The 15890-nt window shown below is 68.6% G+C and carries 34 protein-coding genes; 3 read left to right on the top strand and 31 right to left on the bottom strand.

The genetic code is table 11. The features are described from left to right. Positions 1 to 4 precede the first annotated feature (4 nt). From AB0P24_RS05250 to AB0P24_RS05195, 12 genes are all read right to left on the bottom strand, one after another. Complete coding sequence (locus AB0P24_RS05250) at positions 5 to 589, bottom strand: hypothetical protein (RefSeq protein ID WP_365790849.1); 585 nt, start codon at positions 587 to 589, stop codon at positions 5 to 7. A 23-nt stretch (positions 590 to 612) separates the two neighbouring features. After that, complete coding sequence (locus AB0P24_RS05245; protein WP_365790848.1) at positions 613 to 1905, bottom strand: hypothetical protein; 1293 nt, start codon at positions 1903 to 1905, stop codon at positions 613 to 615. Between the two features lie 39 nt (positions 1906 to 1944). Continuing rightward, entirely contained in the window at positions 1945 to 2127 is a 183-nt protein-coding gene (locus AB0P24_RS05240) for a hypothetical protein (protein ID WP_365790847.1), read from the bottom strand. A gap of 5 nt (positions 2128 to 2132) precedes the next feature. Then, positions 2133 to 2336 carry a hypothetical protein gene (locus AB0P24_RS05235; RefSeq protein WP_365790846.1) on the bottom strand — a complete coding sequence of 68 codons (204 nt, stop codon included), beginning with the start codon at positions 2334 to 2336 and terminating at the stop codon, positions 2133 to 2135. Positions 2337 to 2434: 98 nt separating this feature from the next. Continuing rightward, positions 2435 to 2626: a hypothetical protein gene (locus AB0P24_RS05230; RefSeq protein WP_365790845.1), complete on the bottom strand. Its 192-nt coding sequence runs from the start codon at positions 2624 to 2626 to the stop codon at positions 2435 to 2437. Between the two features lie 177 nt (positions 2627 to 2803). Further along, positions 2804 to 2989 carry a hypothetical protein gene (locus AB0P24_RS05225; RefSeq protein WP_365790844.1) on the bottom strand — a complete coding sequence of 62 codons (186 nt, stop codon included), beginning with the start codon at positions 2987 to 2989 and terminating at the stop codon, positions 2804 to 2806. Positions 2990 to 3027: 38 nt separating this feature from the next. Next, the gene (locus AB0P24_RS05220) at positions 3028 to 3408 is read right to left on the bottom strand and encodes an RNase adapter RapZ (protein ID WP_365790843.1); all 381 of its coding nucleotides are present in this window, start codon (positions 3406 to 3408) and stop codon (positions 3028 to 3030) included. Next, on the bottom strand, positions 3408 to 3620 hold the full coding sequence (locus tag AB0P24_RS05215) for a hypothetical protein (protein WP_365790842.1): 213 nt from the start codon (positions 3618 to 3620) through the stop codon (positions 3408 to 3410). The genes AB0P24_RS05220 and AB0P24_RS05215 overlap by 1 nt, the downstream gene beginning before the upstream one ends. 50 nt (positions 3621 to 3670) lie before the next feature. Continuing rightward, entirely contained in the window at positions 3671 to 4210 is a 540-nt protein-coding gene (locus AB0P24_RS05210; RefSeq protein ID WP_365790841.1) for an HNH endonuclease signature motif containing protein, read from the bottom strand. A gap of 365 nt (positions 4211 to 4575) precedes the next feature. Continuing rightward, entirely contained in the window at positions 4576 to 4740 is a 165-nt protein-coding gene (locus AB0P24_RS05205) for a hypothetical protein (protein ID WP_365790840.1), read from the bottom strand. After that, a complete protein-coding gene (locus AB0P24_RS05200) occupies positions 4740 to 5087 on the bottom strand; it encodes a hypothetical protein (RefSeq protein ID WP_365790839.1) in 348 nt (115 codons plus the stop codon). Before AB0P24_RS05200 ends, AB0P24_RS05205 begins: the two co-directional genes overlap by 1 nt. Positions 5088 to 5095: 8 nt before the next feature. Continuing rightward, positions 5096 to 5362: a hypothetical protein gene (locus AB0P24_RS05195; protein WP_365790838.1), complete on the bottom strand. Its 267-nt coding sequence runs from the start codon at positions 5360 to 5362 to the stop codon at positions 5096 to 5098. Between the two features lie 181 nt (positions 5363 to 5543). On the opposite strand from AB0P24_RS05195, the gene AB0P24_RS05190 reads away from it, so the two are divergent. The 3 genes from AB0P24_RS05190 to AB0P24_RS05180 all read left to right on the top strand — a co-directional run bounded on the left by AB0P24_RS05190 (position 5544) and on the right by AB0P24_RS05180 (position 7626). After that, entirely contained in the window at positions 5544 to 6263 is a 720-nt protein-coding gene (locus AB0P24_RS05190; RefSeq protein ID WP_365790837.1) for a GntR family transcriptional regulator, read from the top strand. A gap of 208 nt (positions 6264 to 6471) precedes the next feature. Then, the gene (locus AB0P24_RS05185; protein ID WP_365790836.1) at positions 6472 to 6831 is read left to right on the top strand and encodes a hypothetical protein; all 360 of its coding nucleotides are present in this window, start codon (positions 6472 to 6474) and stop codon (positions 6829 to 6831) included. Positions 6832 to 6927: 96 nt separating this feature from the next. Next, positions 6928 to 7626, top strand: coding sequence for a hypothetical protein (locus tag AB0P24_RS05180; protein ID WP_365790835.1), 699 nt, complete (start codon positions 6928 to 6930; stop codon positions 7624 to 7626). Here AB0P24_RS05180 and AB0P24_RS05175 read toward each other — a convergent pair. The 19 genes from AB0P24_RS05175 to AB0P24_RS05085 form a co-directional block, all read right to left on the bottom strand. Then, positions 7620 to 8000, bottom strand: coding sequence for a hypothetical protein (locus tag AB0P24_RS05175; protein WP_365790834.1), 381 nt, complete (start codon positions 7998 to 8000; stop codon positions 7620 to 7622). The two genes, AB0P24_RS05180 and AB0P24_RS05175, sit on opposite strands and share 7 nt — an antisense overlap. Before the next feature lie 226 nt (positions 8001 to 8226). Next, complete coding sequence (locus AB0P24_RS05170) at positions 8227 to 8634, bottom strand: site-specific integrase (protein WP_365790833.1); 408 nt, start codon at positions 8632 to 8634, stop codon at positions 8227 to 8229. 207 nt (positions 8635 to 8841) lie between these two features. Continuing rightward, positions 8842 to 9558 carry a hypothetical protein gene (locus AB0P24_RS05165; protein WP_365790832.1) on the bottom strand — a complete coding sequence of 239 codons (717 nt, stop codon included), beginning with the start codon at positions 9556 to 9558 and terminating at the stop codon, positions 8842 to 8844. A 136-nt stretch (positions 9559 to 9694) separates the two neighbouring features. Further along, positions 9695 to 10234: a hypothetical protein gene (locus AB0P24_RS05160; protein WP_365790831.1), complete on the bottom strand. Its 540-nt coding sequence runs from the start codon at positions 10232 to 10234 to the stop codon at positions 9695 to 9697. Then, the gene (locus AB0P24_RS05155; RefSeq protein ID WP_365790830.1) at positions 10231 to 10560 is read right to left on the bottom strand and encodes a hypothetical protein; all 330 of its coding nucleotides are present in this window, start codon (positions 10558 to 10560) and stop codon (positions 10231 to 10233) included. Before AB0P24_RS05155 ends, AB0P24_RS05160 begins: the two co-directional genes overlap by 4 nt. Then, positions 10557 to 10724: a hypothetical protein gene (locus AB0P24_RS05150; RefSeq protein WP_365790829.1), complete on the bottom strand. Its 168-nt coding sequence runs from the start codon at positions 10722 to 10724 to the stop codon at positions 10557 to 10559. The genes AB0P24_RS05155 and AB0P24_RS05150 overlap by 4 nt, the downstream gene beginning before the upstream one ends. After that, positions 10721 to 11179 carry a hypothetical protein gene (locus tag AB0P24_RS05145; RefSeq protein ID WP_365790828.1) on the bottom strand — a complete coding sequence of 153 codons (459 nt, stop codon included), beginning with the start codon at positions 11177 to 11179 and terminating at the stop codon, positions 10721 to 10723. Before AB0P24_RS05145 ends, AB0P24_RS05150 begins: the two co-directional genes overlap by 4 nt. A gap of 181 nt (positions 11180 to 11360) precedes the next feature. Further along, the gene (locus AB0P24_RS05140; protein ID WP_365790827.1) at positions 11361 to 11546 is read right to left on the bottom strand and encodes a hypothetical protein; all 186 of its coding nucleotides are present in this window, start codon (positions 11544 to 11546) and stop codon (positions 11361 to 11363) included. Between the two features lie 60 nt (positions 11547 to 11606). Continuing rightward, positions 11607 to 11867, bottom strand: a complete 261-nt coding sequence (locus AB0P24_RS05135) for a hypothetical protein (protein WP_365790826.1) — start codon at positions 11865 to 11867, stop codon at positions 11607 to 11609. A 34-nt stretch (positions 11868 to 11901) separates the two neighbouring features. Continuing rightward, positions 11902 to 12234, bottom strand: coding sequence for a helix-turn-helix transcriptional regulator (locus AB0P24_RS05130; RefSeq protein ID WP_365790825.1), 333 nt, complete (start codon positions 12232 to 12234; stop codon positions 11902 to 11904). Positions 12235 to 12461: 227 nt separating this feature from the next. Continuing rightward, positions 12462 to 12629 (bottom strand): hypothetical protein, encoded by a 168-nt coding sequence (locus tag AB0P24_RS05125; protein WP_365790824.1) that lies wholly within the window; start codon positions 12627 to 12629, stop codon positions 12462 to 12464. 2 nt (positions 12630 to 12631) lie between these two features. After that, entirely contained in the window at positions 12632 to 13495 is an 864-nt protein-coding gene (locus tag AB0P24_RS05120; RefSeq protein ID WP_365790823.1) for a hypothetical protein, read from the bottom strand. A gap of 97 nt (positions 13496 to 13592) precedes the next feature. Beyond that, on the bottom strand, positions 13593 to 13802 hold the full coding sequence (locus AB0P24_RS05115; protein ID WP_365790822.1) for a hypothetical protein: 210 nt from the start codon (positions 13800 to 13802) through the stop codon (positions 13593 to 13595). Then, positions 13799 to 13984 (bottom strand): hypothetical protein, encoded by a 186-nt coding sequence (locus AB0P24_RS05110; RefSeq protein ID WP_365790821.1) that lies wholly within the window; start codon positions 13982 to 13984, stop codon positions 13799 to 13801. Before AB0P24_RS05110 ends, AB0P24_RS05115 begins: the two co-directional genes overlap by 4 nt. A 71-nt stretch (positions 13985 to 14055) precedes the next feature. Then, positions 14056 to 14193, bottom strand: a complete 138-nt coding sequence (locus tag AB0P24_RS05105) for a hypothetical protein (protein WP_365790820.1) — start codon at positions 14191 to 14193, stop codon at positions 14056 to 14058. Between the two features lie 42 nt (positions 14194 to 14235). Next, positions 14236 to 14445, bottom strand: coding sequence for a hypothetical protein (locus AB0P24_RS05100; protein ID WP_365790819.1), 210 nt, complete (start codon positions 14443 to 14445; stop codon positions 14236 to 14238). Positions 14446 to 14479: 34 nt separating this feature from the next. Further along, positions 14480 to 14872 (bottom strand): DUF4326 domain-containing protein, encoded by a 393-nt coding sequence (locus AB0P24_RS05095; RefSeq protein WP_365790818.1) that lies wholly within the window; start codon positions 14870 to 14872, stop codon positions 14480 to 14482. Between the two features lie 83 nt (positions 14873 to 14955). Then, positions 14956 to 15156, bottom strand: coding sequence for a hypothetical protein (locus tag AB0P24_RS05090; protein ID WP_365790817.1), 201 nt, complete (start codon positions 15154 to 15156; stop codon positions 14956 to 14958). Beyond that, complete coding sequence (locus AB0P24_RS05085; RefSeq protein ID WP_365790941.1) at positions 15153 to 15872, bottom strand: DNA methylase; 720 nt, start codon at positions 15870 to 15872, stop codon at positions 15153 to 15155. Before AB0P24_RS05085 ends, AB0P24_RS05090 begins: the two co-directional genes overlap by 4 nt. Positions 15873 to 15890 lie beyond the last annotated feature (18 nt).

Below are 15890 nucleotides of genomic sequence, written 5' to 3'. Positions count from 1 at the left end.
GTGGCTAGAAGCCGGACCAGAGGTTGCCGAGGGATCCGCCGACGGAACCACCGAGGTTGGTGATCAGCGGGCCGACCATGGTCGGCGCCAGGTACACGCCGAGGGCGACGCAGGCGAAGGCCTGCACGAACTTGACGCTCCCACGCTTGATCATGACGACCACGCCGATCAGCAGGCCGATGCCGATCGCGACGGTGACACTGATGGCGGCGCCCGACGCCTGGGTGGTGATCTGCTGGTTGTAGCCGGTCTGCATCGTCGGGGTGTTGTACGGGTTCTGCAGGACGGTGCCGACGCCGCTGCCCGCCGGGGTGTCGCCGGTGGTCGTGCCCGGGTTGCCGGCCGTCTTGTACGCGGCGACGGTGGCGATGTGGTCGGCGGTCGCGGTGTGTCCGTAGCCGCCCATGCCGGTGATCCGCAGGGTGCGGCCATTGGGCAGGGTGACGGGGGCGGTGACGGCGCGCTCGGCGACGGTCTGGGTGGCGGCGGACGCCGGGCTCGGGGTGGCCATGGTGATCGCGGCGGCACCGCCGAGGAGGGCAACGGCCGCGCTGCCCGAGACGGCGAACTGACGGAAGGACGGGGTCATGATGATCTCTCCAGTGAGGTGGGTTAGTTGTCGTTCGGGCGGTCGTTCTTGGCCGCCTGCCTGGCGGTGATGGCGGCCTGCTTCCGAGCGGCGTCGGCGTACTTCGGGGTGTCTCCAGGGCGCCTTGTAGCGCGGGCCTTCAGGACCCGATTCGGGCCGGTGGGCATTTGAGCAGCACGCTGCGCGTTCTTGGTCTTGCTGAGGGTGTTCACGGGGGTGCCAGAGAGGGCTGACTCAACACGCCTTTCGGCGGCGCGACGGGAGCTGATGGACTCGATGGACTCACCCGGCTCGCAGCCCTTGATGTTGCGGTAGGCGCGCGGCCACACGGCCGGGTCGTCGGGCTCCTTGCCGAGCGCGGCACCGATCTTCACGGCCTCCTCCCACACGTCCTTGAAGACGGTCTGCCGCGTCTCGCGCAACTCCTGCCGAGCCTTCTCCGCGGCCTCGTCGGCAGCCTTCTTCTCAGCGCGCTTCCGCTCCTCCTCTGCGGCCCGCTGTCGGGCCATCTCCTTTGCCGCCTTCTCCGCTGCCCGGCGCTCCCGACGCGTGAGGACTCCATCCCGCTTACGGATGCGTCCGTTCTCGTGGAGGTCCCACACGCCGGGGCCGGCGATCGACGCGAACGCAGTCGCGACGGCGGTTCCGGGGTCGAAGGAGTGGAGGCCGTGGTACAGGTTCACGCCGGCCGCGAGGAACGCGAGCAGCCAGACGATGGTCCGGTAGTGCCACACCGGCCGCTTGCTGACGGCAGCCGCGCGGGCGCCGCGGTGAACTACCCACGCCGCACCTTCGAGCATGATCGGCGCGGCGGCCATCCACGGCGCACGCGGGTTCCAGAAGAACGACATCTGCACCGGCAGGGACACGATGCCGCAGACGACCGCGAAGCGGATCGCGTAGGAGCGCCACTTGTCGTCGGCGTCCTTCACCTCCGCGGCAGCCTGCGCCTCGGACTGCTGCTGCTCCTGCTCGGCGCGCTGCTCATTGGCACGGGCGCGCGCGATGTCCTCGCGCTCCTTCTCCGCCTTCTCGATCTTTGTGCGCTGCTCGGCTTCCTCGCGCTGGAAGCGCAGCTGGTTACGGTTCAGCGTCAGCTGCTGCTTCTCGTTCTCCAGGCGCAGCGCCTCAGCCTGCTCGGCGGCGAGGATCTCGGCGGCCTTCGCCTCACCTTCGGCCTTTTTGCGCAGCGCGTCGGCTTCGGCGGCGGCGCGGGTCCGGATCGCCTCCGCCTCGGCCAGGGCGACCGGGTCGAACCGGGGCTCGGGCGAGGCCGCGGCGTGGCCGTTGACCTTCTTGACGGATGTGGCGGTCACGGTGATCGATGTCCTTTCGGTCTGTCGGTGCGTTCGAGGTCAGTTCTGCTGCTGGCCGTAGAAGCCGCTGGTCGGATCGGTGGTGTGGGATCGGTGGATGCGGAATCCGTCCAAGTTGGTCACCAGCGGGTCCTCGTCGGTGCTGGGGTGGCCGTCGGCGGAGCAGATGTTCCGTTGGCCGTTGTGGTCGCGTTCCTGCTGCTTGCTGCTGATCCAGCCCACGCCGGTCACGCCTTCCGCAGCTGCTCGGCGTAGTAGCCGCGGTAGCCCTTGACGGCCTCGGCGATCCGGCCGTCGATGCCCTTCACGGCGATCAGGCCGCCGGACAGGGAGTCGTCGTCGACGACGACACCGGTCTTGCCCTCGGTGCCCGGGTTGTCGGGGCCCGCGGAGACGACCGTGACCCGGTCGCCGATCTTGTACACGCTCACTGCTACTCCTCGTTGTCGGGTTCGGTGCGTGGTGCGTGCCCCGGGCCGGTTTCGAGCCGGTTCCCTCACGGCGTGGTTGCCGGGGCTGGGGTGGTGGGTCAGTCGTCGGCGACCTTGGCGTCGACGATGTGCGGGTTACGGAAGCCCTGCCGTTGCAGGGAGGACATGGCTACGTCCGTCTTGCGGCTGGGTGAGATCCAGGTGTCGTCGAACTCGGCCTCGCCCTGCACGAAGACGCGCTCGCCGGACTTGGTCGTGGCGTAGGCGTCGTAGGTGACCTTCCGTTTCATGAGCGTCCTCTCGGGTTGGTGAAGGGGATTCGGTGGTGCTGGTCGTGCTGGGGGCTGCACCGGTGATGCGGCCCCCGGCAAGGCCAGGGAAGGTGCCGGACGGCAGGACGGGGGGGTAGGTGTCTGCCGTCCGGCGGCTAGGGGGTCAGGCGTGCTTCGGTTTCCAGACGCCGCGCTTCAGGTCGTTGATCTCGTCCAGGGCCTCGTCGGCGGCCTCACCCATGCGGGCCGCGGCCCGTACTGGCCGGCCGCGGTCAGGTCGCGCTGCGCGCCGCGGGCGGCAGCCACATCGGCCTGGATCTCGCTCTTGAGCTGCTCGTCGGATGAGGTACCGCGCCCGAAGAAGTGACGTGCGCCAGCCATGAGTTCTCCTTGGTGTGTGGGTTGATGCGGGTTGTGGGTTAGCGCTGTACGACGGGGCGACGGATGTCGCGGTGGGTGACGGTCACGGTGTGGCCGCGGCGGCGGAGCCGGCGGGCGAGCCGATCGGCGACCACAACTGAACGGTGGCGGCCGCCTGCACAACCCGAGCCGACGACGATCCGGTCGGCGGACGGGCCTGCGCTGTATGCCTGCACCTGGCGGGTGGTGGCCCGCAGGAGCCGGCGGACACCGGCGGTGTGGAGTACGGCCCGCCGTACCAGCCGGTCCCGGCCGGTCAACTCGCGCAGCCGCGGGTCGACGTGCGGGTCACGGAACGCCCGCCGCAGATCCAGCACCACGTCCGCCTCCGGGGCCGGGCCGTACAGGAACCCGAAGCTGACGATCTCGACCGTGGCCATCAGGCCGCTGCCGGGTAGTCGAACCCGTCGAGCTCGGCCAGGAGCTCGGGGTTGATGGCGGCGGCGAACTTCCGCAGAGACCGCATGCGGTCCCGGTCGTCGTCGGCGCGCGCCGCCATCCAGTCGGCGACCAACTGCTCCTCGACGTTCAGAACCTTCGACGAGCCGGTCGGCGAGGCCAGGACAGAGACGGTAAACAGGTACGGAGACATGACGGATCACAAGCCCTCTCGGGTCAGTAGGAACGTGGGGGTGGTGCGGGTCAGGCGGCGGATCGGGAGCGCTTGCGCAAGATCCGCTTACACTCACGGCACTGCCGGGACGGCTGGGTTTTGCCGTTGCGTGTGGAACGCCAGTACGTGTTCTCGGGAGTGAACGCGTGGCCCCGTATGCAGTGCGTCTTCTGGGCATTGATGGACGTCGGGCTCTTGCTGCGGGCGTTGTTGACTGCTCCCGACACCGGCTCCAGATGGGCCGGGTTCACGCATCGGCGGTGCAGGCACTGGTCCCCGCCAGGACACTGCTCGTCACGACCGTGGCAGAGGTGATCCAACTCCAGCCCGTCGGGGATCGGCGCGACCAGGAACTCCCACACCACCCGATGCACTCGAAGCTGCGAGGCCCTACGACTCGGGTCCACCACGCCATAACCGGACGAGTTGATGAATCCCAGGTAACGCCAGCAATCTCCCTCGGCGACCTCGATGCGATCCAGGATTGCGGGACCAATGGCCGAGGGCGAGAAGTCTTCCGCGGGCGCAGAGAGTCGCTCGTACTCTCCAGACCGCTTCAGCTGCTTCAAGAGGGCCCTGTAGCAGTTCTCGCAGCGCCCTCGCCGAACCTTTCCAGCGATGGATTCGCCGCAGTCAAGGCACGGCTCGTCGCTTGCCATACGAAACTCCTAACGACAGGGCGCGGGACGGGGGGATTGTCGGACCGCCGGCGCGGCGGTCTAGGGGTTAGCGCCGCTGTTCAGCAGCCTTCCGGGCCGCCTCAGCGGCGGCTGCCGCGGCTTTCGCCGCTTCCATGCGCTGCCTGGCCTGTTCGGCGAGGGCGCGGGCGCTACGGCCCTGCTCTGCCGGGGTCACCACGTCACCCCCTGCGGGTGCGGGCGCGGCGGCCGGACCGGAAGCGGCGGCTTCGTCTTCTCGTGTTCGGCGCTCACCGCTACACCTCCTCGGCCGGGGCGACGACGAGGAACCGGTCCGACGGCAGATCCTGGACGACGGTCGCGGGAACACCCTGGTCGCGGAACTGCTTCGCCAGCTCCTCCGTCGGCAGCACACCACGCGGGTGACCGGCCGGGAGGTCGGCGAGGGTCTCGCGGGCCATCAGAGGTCACCGTCCTCGACGTCCATCGGCGGATAGATCTCGGCGCGGATCGCGCCACGCACCTCGGAGTCCTTGGACCACGCGAACTGCGCGTACAGGTGGGCGACACCGTCCGACGTGACCCGCTCCGGTGTGACCTTCGCGTCCAGCTGCTTGGCCCAGGCATCGAAGGTGGCCCGCTGCTTCTCCGGTGTGGTCGCCAGCGAGTCCACGTCGCCGACGAGGGCACCCGAGGTGGCGATCGTCCACGACAGGGCCGGCATCTGCTTCTTGGTGGCGACGGCCAGGAACTCGCCGAGCGCCCGGTGCGCGAGACGCTGCCAGCGCAGGCTGTACCCGTTCGACACGGCGCCCATCACGCACCGCCGATCAGCGGCAGGAGGCCCGCCATCAGGTCCTCGGCGTGCGCGAGGCTGTCGGCGTCCAGGTCGGACAGCATCTGACCGGCCTCGGCGAGCGCCGCCAGCTGCACGGCACGTACCGCGGCCGTCTCGTACTGGGTGACCGCCTGAATCAGCGGGAAGTGCGCCTCGATACGAGACGCCAGCTCGACGGCAGCAGCCGGGAGCGGGGCGGTGGGGATGGTGGTGGGGGCTGCGGCGGTGCGAGTGGTGGCGGCCATGAGTGGTGCTCCTTCCTCTGGTCACACGCAAGGCGGATAGAACGCCGGGCCGCCTTTTCGCTGGCCTTCCGGCGATGCGAGAATGACGGTAATCCGGTGGTCCACCGGTGTCAACCAGTTGACCAGAGGGAGAGTCGTCCCTATGGTCGAGAGACATCCAGCGAAGGGAGAGGAAGGAGCGATGCTTGGATACGCCGAAATCGCCACCCACTTCAGGCGGCAGATCACCGACGGGGAACTCAACCCCGGGGACGCGATGCCGTCCTACAAGGAAGCCTCCGACCAGTTCGAGGTGAACCGAACGACGATCGTCCGCGCCTACGACATCCTCAAGTCCGAAGGCCTGATCGTCAGCCGCCCTGGAAAGGGAACGACGGTTGCCGCGCGCCCCAGCATCGTCATCAGCGGAGTCGACCGGCTCGACCGATTGAACCGGACTGGCCGGCGCTACGGACCCGGAGAGGACTCGACGGGGCATCGCGTGATGCGGCGCTCGGTGTATGACGCCGACGTGTGCCGCGCTCTTGAGATCGAGCCAGGCGACGAGGTCGTCATCCGCATCCGGACGTTCCGACAGGATGGCCAGCCGACGAGCGTCGGCGTCTCGGTCTACCCGCCCAGAACGACGAACGAAGTGCCCGAACTGGCCGAGGAAGGGCGGATGGAGCGCTATTTCGGGGAGATCTACACCGAGCGCACCGGTCGTGAGGTCACCAAGGGTCAGCGGACAGCCCGAGCGCGGCAGGCGTCACAGGATGAGATCGACGCACTGCAACTCGATGCACCCGCGCATGTCGCCGTGGCCGTCCTCGTCACGAACGTGACCTTCCACGACGAAGACGGACCGCTTGCCTACTGGGAAGACACCTACGCACCGGGCACACGCATTCCGACCGCATAGAAAGCGAACGGCCGAGCGGTCATCACCCGCCCGGCCGGTTCGACCAGCGAGTTGCACCTCGCTGACCAGAGAACCCACTCCCTGCATGAGAGGTAGTTCCGTGACCACTGTAGTGCCTGCCCAGACCTCTGCGCCTGCGGCGTCCATCACCTCCCGCTCGTGGTCGTTCGTTGACCGTCGCACTGGCGAGACCGTCCCGTACACCTGCATGCCCGGCTGCACGCTGTCGCACAAGGAGGACATGGCGGAGCCGGTGTTCCGTGAAGACATCTGGTGCTGGTTCTGGGCTCAGGGGCTGACGCTGCCGGTGAACGAGAACGGCAGCCCGGAGGAGTTCCGGGTGCTGGACACGGTCATCAAGGTCGAGCCGTGGTCGGCGAAGATCTCGGAGCGGCTGCCGTTCGCGGTGGTCGAGCTGGTCGACGACCACTTCATCGACGGCCTCGACCCGGACGGCCTGGAGACGGTCATCAACGCGCTCGCTGGCCGGCTGGAGCAGATGCGGGCGACGCACCGCGAGCTCGTCGAAGTCCGTGCCGCGTACATGGCGCGCGCCGCGTCCGCGTAATTCCCAAGGATCCACTGAAGCGGCTGGACAGCCACCATCTGTCCGGCCGCTTCGCAGATCAGCGGGCATGCGGCCTGCGCAAAATCGAGGACTTGCATGAAGGTCATCCGAGTGCTGCCCGAGACCGGGTGGACGGGTGTGGACAACCTTGCGGCGCGCAACAGGCGGATCAGCTTCCGAGCGAAGGGCCTGTTGCTGGAGCTGCTGAGCTACCCGCCGGACAACAGCATCACGATTGCCAAGCTGGCCGGCTGGAGTGCGGATGCGCGGAAGAACGGCTTCGTCGCCGAGGGGCGGGAGGCTCTGCAGATGGCGATGCGAGAGCTGGAGAGGGAGGGATATGTCGTGCATGTGAAGCGCCGGACGCCGGGCGGCCAGTGGGAAACGACGACGTTCGTGTCTGCAGTGCCCGAGGCGTTGTCCGAGGTGGCACCGAGTACGGGTTTGCCGCGCTCGGCGGACCAGTCCTCGGCGGACCAGTCCTCGGTCGACCAGTACACGGCCGATCAGCGCTCAAGTACTTGGAAGACGGACGGTAAGACTGGAAGTAAGACGGGCGAGGAAGATGCAGGCTTGCAATCCTCCTCCGCGCTCGCTGCCGCTCGCGCGGGCGAGGACGCGCATGCGGCCAGCACGCGAGAGGTCACCGAGGCCGTTTGTGCTACTCCCGACGAGGTCTCGGTGAAGATTCCGGGCGGCCTGTTCGAGCCCGCCCAGCACTACTTCCTGAATCACACACTCCCCCCAAGTCACTCTCTAGACTGGCGGGGCCCTGCCGAAAGGAATGATCACTGATGCGCCCGCTGGATTTCCGCGATCACCTCGTTGACCTGCTGAAAAACTCGCCGGATGTGCAGCGGGTGGAGGTGTTGGACAGCGGCCCTCACCCCTACGCGTTCGCTGCGACGGTCGCTGGTCGCGAGCACCGCTGGCAGGTGATCGGCCAGCTGGCTGAGGGTGCGAAGCACGACACGCCGACGGCCCCGGTGCATGGTGAGCCGGCGCCGTTCACGGCGGCTCCGGTGTCGGCGGCGCCGGATGCGTGGCTGGGTGGGGGTGCGCCAGCCGGTTTCGGTGAGGGTGAGGAGCGAGTGCCCGTCGTCTGCGGTGGTGGTGTGGGTGTCGATGTTGTGGGCGGCGCAGAGAGCTTTGATGTCGGCGTCGTTCATGCGGGGATGTTGTGCCGGCGGTGGGGCGGCTAGTCGTGGTGTCGCCCGGATGGGTGCGGCACGGGGGTCGGCGCCCTTCCGGCCGGTGGCGTTCCACCTACCACGCGGAGCAGGTCACGCGCGCCGGGTCTTCCACCCGGATGCCGCACCCCCCAGGGTGCCAGACATGGGTTCGCCCCGGCTTCCTCTCGCAGTGGAGGGTGCCGGGGCGGTGGTGCGCCCATGATCACCCGTCGGTGGAGTTCCTGGCGTAGGCGGGGCGGCAAGGTCCGGAATGGCGGAAGGCGTGGATGCTGACACCGTGACTGCGGGCGGTCATCGACGCCCCGCGCACGGAGATCGGCTGTCCGAAGCGGTGGATGGCTGGTCCTTCGGTCTCTTCGCCGATCGCTTCGCGGAGCAGGACGGCTGCGCGCTCGCTGATCGGCGCACTGTCGGGGCCAGGCTTGGCCCGGTAGTCTACCTGCGCAGTGCGGGCATCGAGGTCGAGGTCACGGACGTCCAGCGACAGGGCTTCGCTGAGCCTGATCTCACCGTCCCACAGGAGCGCCCACAGGGCGCGGTGTGCGGCGGGGATGTACTCGTTGGCGAGGAGTTCGTTGAGCTTCTCCTCGGTGATGCTGAGGGTCGTCATGGGGGCAGTGTCCTCTTTCGGGCCTACTCCTGCCGGGGGTTCGCACACGGCCATCTGCGGAATGCCAGGGATGCGGCGGGCCCCGCACGGTGGCGGGGCCCGGTGGTGGCGGTCGCGCCGGCCAGTCAGGCTGCGGCGCGCTTCTTCCACCGATCGTCGATGAAGTCGAGCCCTTCACCCGTCGCGTAGGCGACAGGGAACCGGAAATTAGTCCAAGTCATGCTTGTCTGACAGGAGTTGCGCGAGTTGCACGCGCTGGTCGTGAAGAACCCTGTCTCGCCTCTCGCGCGCCCGGCCGAGCCATTCTTCGATCACGCGAATGTCGTTCTCTGCGTTGTAGAACGCGATCAAGAGGTCAACGACGGCCTCGTTGTCATCTTCGTCGAGCTGGTCGACCACGTCGTCTGGCAGACCGAGTGTTCTGCAGATGAGTTCGTTCGTGTCTCGACATGGGATCCCCCACTCGGCAGGGGCTCCCGATCGCGTCATCAGTGGGGGCAGTTTTACTGTGCGGCCGAAACCGTTCACGATGCTCTTTGCGGTGCGCTGAGCGTCTACCGTCACTTGTTCGCGTTCCCGCTTCGACAGGATGGGGAAGCTCAATCCCTTGGCGTGTGTGACGACGTCATCGAACTCGACGCCCGTGAAGTACTCCGCGCCATGCACAACGTCGGCCCTGCGCTTACAGAATTCGATCAGAGCCTTCTCGTTCGCACCAGCACGGACATGGGGTGGCGACACCCAATGCCGGTCGATCGAACTCCCGTGGATACGCGCGGCGTTGTTGTGCTGGGCGAAGCGAGTAGCTGCGCTGGATGCCATGCCGACCTTGACGACACCGGAACTGAACTCGATGACGTAGACATACCTTCCAAGGCGGGACTTGCCTGGTAGGCCTGCGAGAATAGGCTGTTCGTCAGCCATGAGGACCACACTCCTCTGGTCAGGCCCCTGTCTGGTGTTCCAGCACCCGCAGGGGCCGCTTTGTGTGTCCATTCTATCGGTCAATACCACCGCGATTACGACGAATCGAGAATGACGCTCCGTCCGTTGTCGCAGGTCACGGCTGCTCCTCGGTTGCTGCTGGTACGTGCGCGTACCCCGGGCATTGCACGGGGCGCATGCCGGGCTGGGGTTCCCACCGGTGCGGGTCGTGGCGGTCGCGGAAACGGGCGGAGCTGCACGGCAGTACGGTCGCGGGCGGTTCGTCTCCGGGTGGCGGGAGCGGCTCGCTGAACATGCTCGCGATCTTGTCGTACAGGGGCGGGCCGTCGGCTGCTGGTTCGTGCGCGGGCTCGTCGAGGGCGGCGAGCGTCGGGCACGGGTAGCAGGTCCGGCAGCGCGCGCAGAGCTGACTGTGCTTGTCCGTGTGCGTGCAGCCGAACGCAGCCCAGGACCAGTCGGGGGCCGGGGCGTGCAGGGTACGGATCTCGTCGAAGACCAGCCGCGGTCCGGCCATCGCTTCGTCGAGCAGTTCGGTGACCGTCCGGCAGACCCGTTCGTGCTGGTCCGTGAATGTGGGCTGTTGGGGGCCGGGGATGGCGATGGCGTCCCAGAGTGCGTCGGCCTGTTGGACGGTGAGGCTGTGGGTGTCGGTCATGGGGTGGGCTCCGGGAGGGTTTCGTCGATGAGGTTGGTGGGGATCGCGACCGGATACTCGACGGCGAGCGCCTGGACGCGGGCGAGCGCGGCCAGTTCACGCTGGAGCTCGGCGAGGACCGCAGCACCGAGCGCCTCGTAGTCGACGCCGTCTTGCATTCGGCACCAGTGTTCGTCGGCCTCTTCGAGCGCTCGGGTGATGCGCTGCTGGAGCGGGTTGTTCGGGGTGGTTTGGGTGTGCTCATCGCTGGGCGGGAACGCGATGGTTGTGTTGTGGGCGCGGGCGTCGAGGTGGGCGATACGCCGCTCACGGTCGGGGTCGGTCACTTCTTCCTCCTGGCTGCGCGGGCGAGGGCCCGCCGTGTGGCGCGGTTGGGTGTGGGGTCGGGTGCGTCGTCGGGGATGACGGTCTCGGTGCGGGCGAGTTCGGTCTGCCAGGTGACGCCGGGACGGCCGGGGTGTTCGCCGCGGGGGCTGCTGCTGACGGTCACGGCTGGCCTCCGAGGATTGCGCGGGCGACGGCGAGGGCTTGCTGGAGCGTGCTGTGGGTGATCTGTGCCGCGTAGCCGTCCTGTTCCAGTTCGATGTTGAGGAGTTCGGTGGTGACGTTGCCGAGGCCTTGGACGGCTTCGTGTCCGGCGGCTTCGTGCTCCAGCCAGTCGGCGAGGGCGAGTCCGACTGCGGGGTCCATGGCGGCGGCGTATTCGCCGTGCTGGGTGCGCATGCCCGGGTGCATGCCGCGTCCGTAGGGGCCGCTGGAGCCTCCAAGGAGCAGTTTGATGGCGGGTCCGTCGGGGGTTTCGGCGTAGAGGTAGCCGGTGCGGTCGTCGCGTTTCGCGAAGTGCCAGCGTGTGGTGGGTTTGTTGCGGCCGTCGGTGGATGCTGCGGTGGCGAGTGCACGCAGCCGGGTGGCGGCGGTGCGGAGTTCGTCGGCGGGGCTGGTCATAGGTACTCCTGGCTGGCGAGTCGGATGGTGCGGATGCGTTTGATCTGCCACGGGGTGAGGCCTTGTCCGTGGAGGTCGCGTTGTTCGCTGCCGGTGATCTTTTTGCCTCGGCGGGGTCGGGGTTGTGGGGTGGCTTCGGCCCAGGTGGGTTCGCAGTCGGGGAGGGCGAGCTGCACGGCGGTCACGGCTGGAGTTCCCGTCGGCATCCCCAGCAGGTGACTTCGACTTCGGGCGGGGCGTCGACGGCGCGTCGGTCAACTGTGAGGCCGCAGGCGGTGAACTCGGCGTCGCCTTCGGGGATGACGCGGGATGCGTGGACGCCGACGGTGTTCCGGATGGCGACGCGCTTCGGGTATGTCACGGTCATGGCTGCTCCGTGGTGGTTGGTGTCGTCCCGCTGGCGGGGGCGGCAGACGGGGGACGGCGGTCAGTTGGTGGGCCAGAGGAAGACGGCGGGCACGGCGTCGTCGGGCGCTTGGGACCAGTCGTCTGGGTCGGTCTCGGCCATCCGCTGCGCTTCGGTGAGGTAGCGCTCGCCGCTCCAGCTGGCGTCGGCGAGGTACATGCCGGGGTCGACTTCTACGAGCGGGGAGTGGCCGTTGCCTTCGGCGTCTTTGGCGAGGATCACGATGGTGTCGTCGGGGAGGTTGAGGGCGTCGAGTTGGGCGCGGAGTTCGGCGAGGGTCATGGGTGCCTCGTTTCGGTGTCTGGGTGAGGGCAGGTCAGGCTTCGGCGCCGCAGGTGCGGCAGGTGAACCCGGTGGGTGGCTTGTCCATGCAGGCGAAGCAGCCGGGTGGGGTGAGGAGTTGTTCGGGCTTCAGGCCGAACACGGTGGCGAGGGCGATGAGGTCGTCGGCGATGACGGCAACAGCGGGCCGGGCGGGGTCGCGGTTGCGTTCGATGCGGCCGATGGTGAGGTAGCCGACGGGTTTGCCTGCAAGTTCGGTTTGTCGGGCGACTTCGCGGAGGGACCAGCCGTGTTCGGTGCGGAGGGTGTGGATGTGGGCGCCGACGATGCGGGAGGTGGGGAGGTCTTGGGCTAGGCGGGGCGGCATCAGGCGCTCCTTGGGCTCTGGGTGGCCGTGTGCAGGCCTCTGGGGGTTCGGGTGGGGTGTTGGTGGTCGGCGGGTCTGTGCGGGGCTGTGGCGGGCGTCTGCGGCTTCGGAGGTCACAGGCGCCCGTCTGCGGGCCGTTGAGCGACCGGAGGCATCCGAGTGCCGTCCGGCCGCTCCCGTGCGTCTCAGCGCCCGCACAGAGCCGCCACGGGGCTACTGGGGGCGGCTCAGGCCCCGCAGTCGTGGTCGTCGGGCTCGAAGGGCGTCCCGTTCTCGTCGTGCAGGACGAGTCCGTCGTCCTCGTCGTACCAGCCGTCGCCGGTCGCGCCGCAGTTCCCGCATTCCCAGGTGCCTGCGAGGCTGATCCCGGTGAAGCCGCCGCTGCTCGTGGCCATGGTCAGGCCTCCTCGTTCGTCTCGGGCTGCCCAGACCCCGTGCTGGTGTCGTCGTCCACGCGCTCGTGCTCGCCGGACAGGCACAGGACGCAGAACTTCGTGTGCGGCCCGGAGTGCTTCACCCGCTCGCCGTCCTGTGTCGGCTCCTGCCGCGCCTCACGGGCGGGCTGGCCGCCGTACACGCACTCGCCGTCCTCGGTCGCGCACGCCGTCTCGGACTGGGCCTCGCGCAGGCAGTTGCCGGAGATCGACGCCCGGCACTCCCGGCCCTGCGCCTCGCCAGCCAGACGACGTAGCGCGTCCACCACGTCGTAGGCGCCGCCCGCCCGGTGGTCGTCACCGGCGGCGTGGATCCGATTGGCAACGTCCTCCCCGGCATCGGCGGCGTCCCGGAGCACGGCGGCCCGGTCGACGGCCGCGGGCCACACGGCCAGGACCGCATCGGCGATCTGCTCGGGTGTCCCTTCGACGACGGCGAGCCTTCCGTGGTGCCAGACGAAGGGCTGGATGCGCTCCTTGGCGCACTCCTCCTCGGTCTTGCCGCAGTCGCCATTGCAGGTGGCGTCGCGCACTGCTTCGGCGATGCGGTCGCGGAGTGCGGTCTGGTCGGTGGCGGGCGCCGGGACAGCCTGTGGTCCATCAACAGGCACAGGAGGACCAGCAACAGGCTCCACCCCAGTGGACGGATGCCGGACCACCGCCACATCACGAATGCCGTCACGGTCTTCGAAGGCGCTCTCAATCCACGACTCGGCGTTCCAGACGAGGTCGTTGTGATCGAAGTAGTAGTCGCGGCCGGGCTTGGTCTCCACGGTCACGGTGAACACAGCGCGGAGGCTGCGGGCGGTCTCGGTCTGGTCGGTCATCGGGTCTCCTCGTGTGGCAGGGTGTCGGGGGCCGGCCGGGGCGTGATAGGTGCACGCCCCGGCCGCGCGAGTAGCCAGAAACAACTGGCCACCGAACTCACTCCTCCAGGACAGACAGGCACCCATGTGCTGCCGTCCCCCAGGAATGCCAGCTGATCTGGAACGGGCGGCCGTCACGGTCGAGCACCGTGAACACCCAGTCGCCGCGACGGTCATGACCGCCCAGGCGCTGCTGGAACGACTCCAGCGAGACCTCGGTGATGACCGGCTCGCCGCGGTCGGTCCAGATGTCGATGAACCGGCTCACCGGATCCACGTCCAGTCCCAGCCGGCGTCCGGCTCCAGTTCCTGTAGGCGGGCAACGAGGGCTTCGGCGTCTTCGAGGGCGGAGCCGGCGAAGGTTCCGGCCCATCGGCCGGTGGCGTCGGCGACTTCGAAGGTGTTGGGGATGTTCATGCTGGGTTGTTTGCGGTAAGCGGTTGAGTCCATGGCTGCTGCTCCTGGTGGTTGGTGTGGGTGTGGTTACGGCCGCGGCACGGCAGCCAGTACTGGGTTGCCGGTCATGCCCAGCACCCCAGGAAGTCGTCGTCGGGCAGGTCGTAGGGCGGGTTGGGGGCGTTGTCCTCGCCCTCGTCGGACTCGGGGCCGGTGACGTTGTCATCGTCGAGTTGCTGGTCGGTGAGCGGGCGATCGGACACGGCGGTTCTCCTTCGGGTTTGGGTGATGGGGCCAGAGACAGGTCAGGCGGCGGGGCACCGGTCGGCGGGGTGTGACTGGCGGGTGGTCTTCGCTGCGGACCAGTGGTGCTCCCGGCAGGCCTCGGTCACCTGGTCCTGGAGGACCAGCCCGCAGGGGGCCTTGGGGCAGGGGCAGTTGTCTTCGATCTCGTGGCTGGTCCAGGAGCGGCCGATGTGGTTGCCGCTGTACGGGTTCGGGCCGGTGTCGGTCATGGGTTTCTCCGTGTTTCTGCTGGTGGGTGGGGTTTTACGAGCGGGCCGCAGACAGACGGCAGGAGGCGGGCAGGTTGGCCGCGAGCCGAAGCAGGACATCCGCGTGACACGGCTTGTCCAGCGGGCACGTGCAGGCGAGGTCCTTGCCGCGCAACAGGTGCAGGTCGTCGAGGATCCGGCGCCGGTCGAAGACCTGCTTGCCGACGCGGTAGGTCTCCTCGTACCAGCCGCCCTCGGCGCCGACCCGCAGCCACTCGGCGTAGTTCTGGGCGCAGGCACTGTGCGGGTCGCCCATCTCGGCGTCGATGGCGTCCTTGATGGTGAACGGGTTCCCGAAGCGGGAGGGCCTGCTGACGATCACCGCGTTGTCGGGGAGTCGCCAGCCTTTGGTGCGTCGTCGTTGGATGCGGCGGGGTGTGCTGGTCATGGGGTGTCCTTTTGTGGTGGTTGGGTGGGGTGTGGGTGGGCTGAGGTTGAGTGGGGCGCCAGCGGGTGGGGTGACGCGGCCGGTCACGGGTCGCCCCGTCCGGCCCGCGGCCTGCCGGTCTTCGGCGGGAGCAGCCCGTCACGGATCGCCATCTGCCGCACCGCCCGCTCCACCACCGCGGCCAGGGCTTGGCCCGGGTAGCAGGCGGCGATGATCTGCTCGGCGGCCGGCGTCAGGTACTTGCGGGCGCTCGGACGGCGCTTCGGGGCGAGACTGCCGGTCACGCGGCGGCTCCCTGCTGGTGGCGAACAGGACGGGCGGCGAGGGCAACCTCGCGAGAGCGTCGTAGCCGGGCCAGGCGCGCTTCGACGTCGGGCTCGGCGCGGCCGCCCCACTCCCCGCGGCGCACCCACTCGCGGCCGATCCACTCGGTGTAGGCCGGCGGGATCGCCTCGGTGAGTTCCTCGTGGACGTCGGTCCACCAGATGCCCATGGCCTGCTGCATCTCGGCGACGTTGCCCTTGCCGCCGCCCTTGCCGTAGGCGGCGATGTACGGGCCGTCCCGGTAGATGCCGTGCCGCCAGCCTCGGACGGGTCCGCGGTGCTTGCGGTGCGGCATGGGGACGGCCGGGGCGCAGCCGATCCAGCCGAGTTCGAAGTCGCGGTGGCGGATCACGCCGAGGCTGAACTGCTCGCCGCAGAGAGTGAGATCGCGGCGAAGCGGGGCGCCGGGGACGTTTTCCATGACCCAGTCGACGCCGTACCACAGGCACAGCTCGCGCATCTCCGGGATGAGGTCGACGTAGGAGCGGCCGCGATTGGTGCCCTTGGTCAGTGCGGTGTGGGCCTGGCAGGGCGGAGAGGCGTGGACGAGGTGGAAGTCCTGGCAGCGTTCACGCATGACGGCGAGAGCATCGGCCTGGATGAACTCGAAGGGGTAGTGGGGCCGGTCGACGATGTCGACGCCGACGACGTCGAAGCCGGCCAGCCAGTAGCCCATTCCGGCGCCGCCGGCGCA

Source organism: Streptomyces sp. NPDC086519 (assembly GCF_040686075.1).
Taxonomy (GTDB): Bacteria; Actinomycetota; Actinomycetes; order Streptomycetales; family Streptomycetaceae; genus Streptomyces; species Streptomyces shenzhenensis.
This window is presented reverse-complemented; position numbering and strand designations above follow the sequence as displayed.

Coding starts and splice junctions, on each gene's coding strand:
- AB0P24_RS05250 (WP_365790849.1), bottom strand. CDS start 589: ATGACCCCGTCCTTCCGTCAGTTCGCCGTCTCGGGCAGCGCGGCCGTT.
- AB0P24_RS05230 (WP_365790845.1), bottom strand. CDS start 2,626: ATGAAACGGAAGGTCACCTACGACGCCTACGCCACGACCAAGTCCGGC.
- AB0P24_RS05225 (WP_365790844.1), bottom strand. CDS start 2,989: ATGGCTGGCGCACGTCACTTCTTCGGGCGCGGTACCTCATCCGACGAG.
- AB0P24_RS05220 (WP_365790843.1), bottom strand. CDS start 3,408: ATGGCCACGGTCGAGATCGTCAGCTTCGGGTTCCTGTACGGCCCGGCC.
- AB0P24_RS05215 (WP_365790842.1), bottom strand. CDS start 3,620: ATGTCTCCGTACCTGTTTACCGTCTCTGTCCTGGCCTCGCCGACCGGC.
- AB0P24_RS05205 (WP_365790840.1), bottom strand. CDS start 4,740: ATGGCCCGCGAGACCCTCGCCGACCTCCCGGCCGGTCACCCGCGTGGT.
- AB0P24_RS05195 (WP_365790838.1), bottom strand. CDS start 5,362: ATGGCCGCCACCACTCGCACCGCCGCAGCCCCCACCACCATCCCCACC.
- AB0P24_RS05190 (WP_365790837.1), top strand. CDS start 5,544: ATGCTTGGATACGCCGAAATCGCCACCCACTTCAGGCGGCAGATCACC.
- AB0P24_RS05185 (WP_365790836.1), top strand. CDS start 6,472: ATGCCCGGCTGCACGCTGTCGCACAAGGAGGACATGGCGGAGCCGGTG.
- AB0P24_RS05180 (WP_365790835.1), top strand. CDS start 6,928: ATGAAGGTCATCCGAGTGCTGCCCGAGACCGGGTGGACGGGTGTGGAC.
- AB0P24_RS05175 (WP_365790834.1), bottom strand. CDS start 8,000: ATGAACGACGCCGACATCAAAGCTCTCTGCGCCGCCCACAACATCGAC.
- AB0P24_RS05170 (WP_365790833.1), bottom strand. CDS start 8,634: ATGACGACCCTCAGCATCACCGAGGAGAAGCTCAACGAACTCCTCGCC.
- AB0P24_RS05165 (WP_365790832.1), bottom strand. CDS start 9,558: ATGGCTGACGAACAGCCTATTCTCGCAGGCCTACCAGGCAAGTCCCGC.
- AB0P24_RS05160 (WP_365790831.1), bottom strand. CDS start 10,234: ATGACCGACACCCACAGCCTCACCGTCCAACAGGCCGACGCACTCTGG.
- AB0P24_RS05145 (WP_365790828.1), bottom strand. CDS start 11,179: ATGACCAGCCCCGCCGACGAACTCCGCACCGCCGCCACCCGGCTGCGT.
- AB0P24_RS05140 (WP_365790827.1), bottom strand. CDS start 11,546: ATGACCGTGACATACCCGAAGCGCGTCGCCATCCGGAACACCGTCGGC.
- AB0P24_RS05135 (WP_365790826.1), bottom strand. CDS start 11,867: ATGACCCTCGCCGAACTCCGCGCCCAACTCGACGCCCTCAACCTCCCC.
- AB0P24_RS05130 (WP_365790825.1), bottom strand. CDS start 12,234: ATGCCGCCCCGCCTAGCCCAAGACCTCCCCACCTCCCGCATCGTCGGC.
- AB0P24_RS05125 (WP_365790824.1), bottom strand. CDS start 12,629: ATGGCCACGAGCAGCGGCGGCTTCACCGGGATCAGCCTCGCAGGCACC.
- AB0P24_RS05120 (WP_365790823.1), bottom strand. CDS start 13,495: ATGACCGACCAGACCGAGACCGCCCGCAGCCTCCGCGCTGTGTTCACC.
- AB0P24_RS05110 (WP_365790821.1), bottom strand. CDS start 13,984: ATGGACTCAACCGCTTACCGCAAACAACCCAGCATGAACATCCCCAAC.
- AB0P24_RS05100 (WP_365790819.1), bottom strand. CDS start 14,445: ATGACCGACACCGGCCCGAACCCGTACAGCGGCAACCACATCGGCCGC.
- AB0P24_RS05095 (WP_365790818.1), bottom strand. CDS start 14,872: ATGACCAGCACACCCCGCCGCATCCAACGACGACGCACCAAAGGCTGG.
- AB0P24_RS05085 (WP_365790941.1), bottom strand. CDS start 15,872: ATGGGCTACTGGCTGGCCGGCTTCGACGTCGTCGGCGTCGACATCGTC.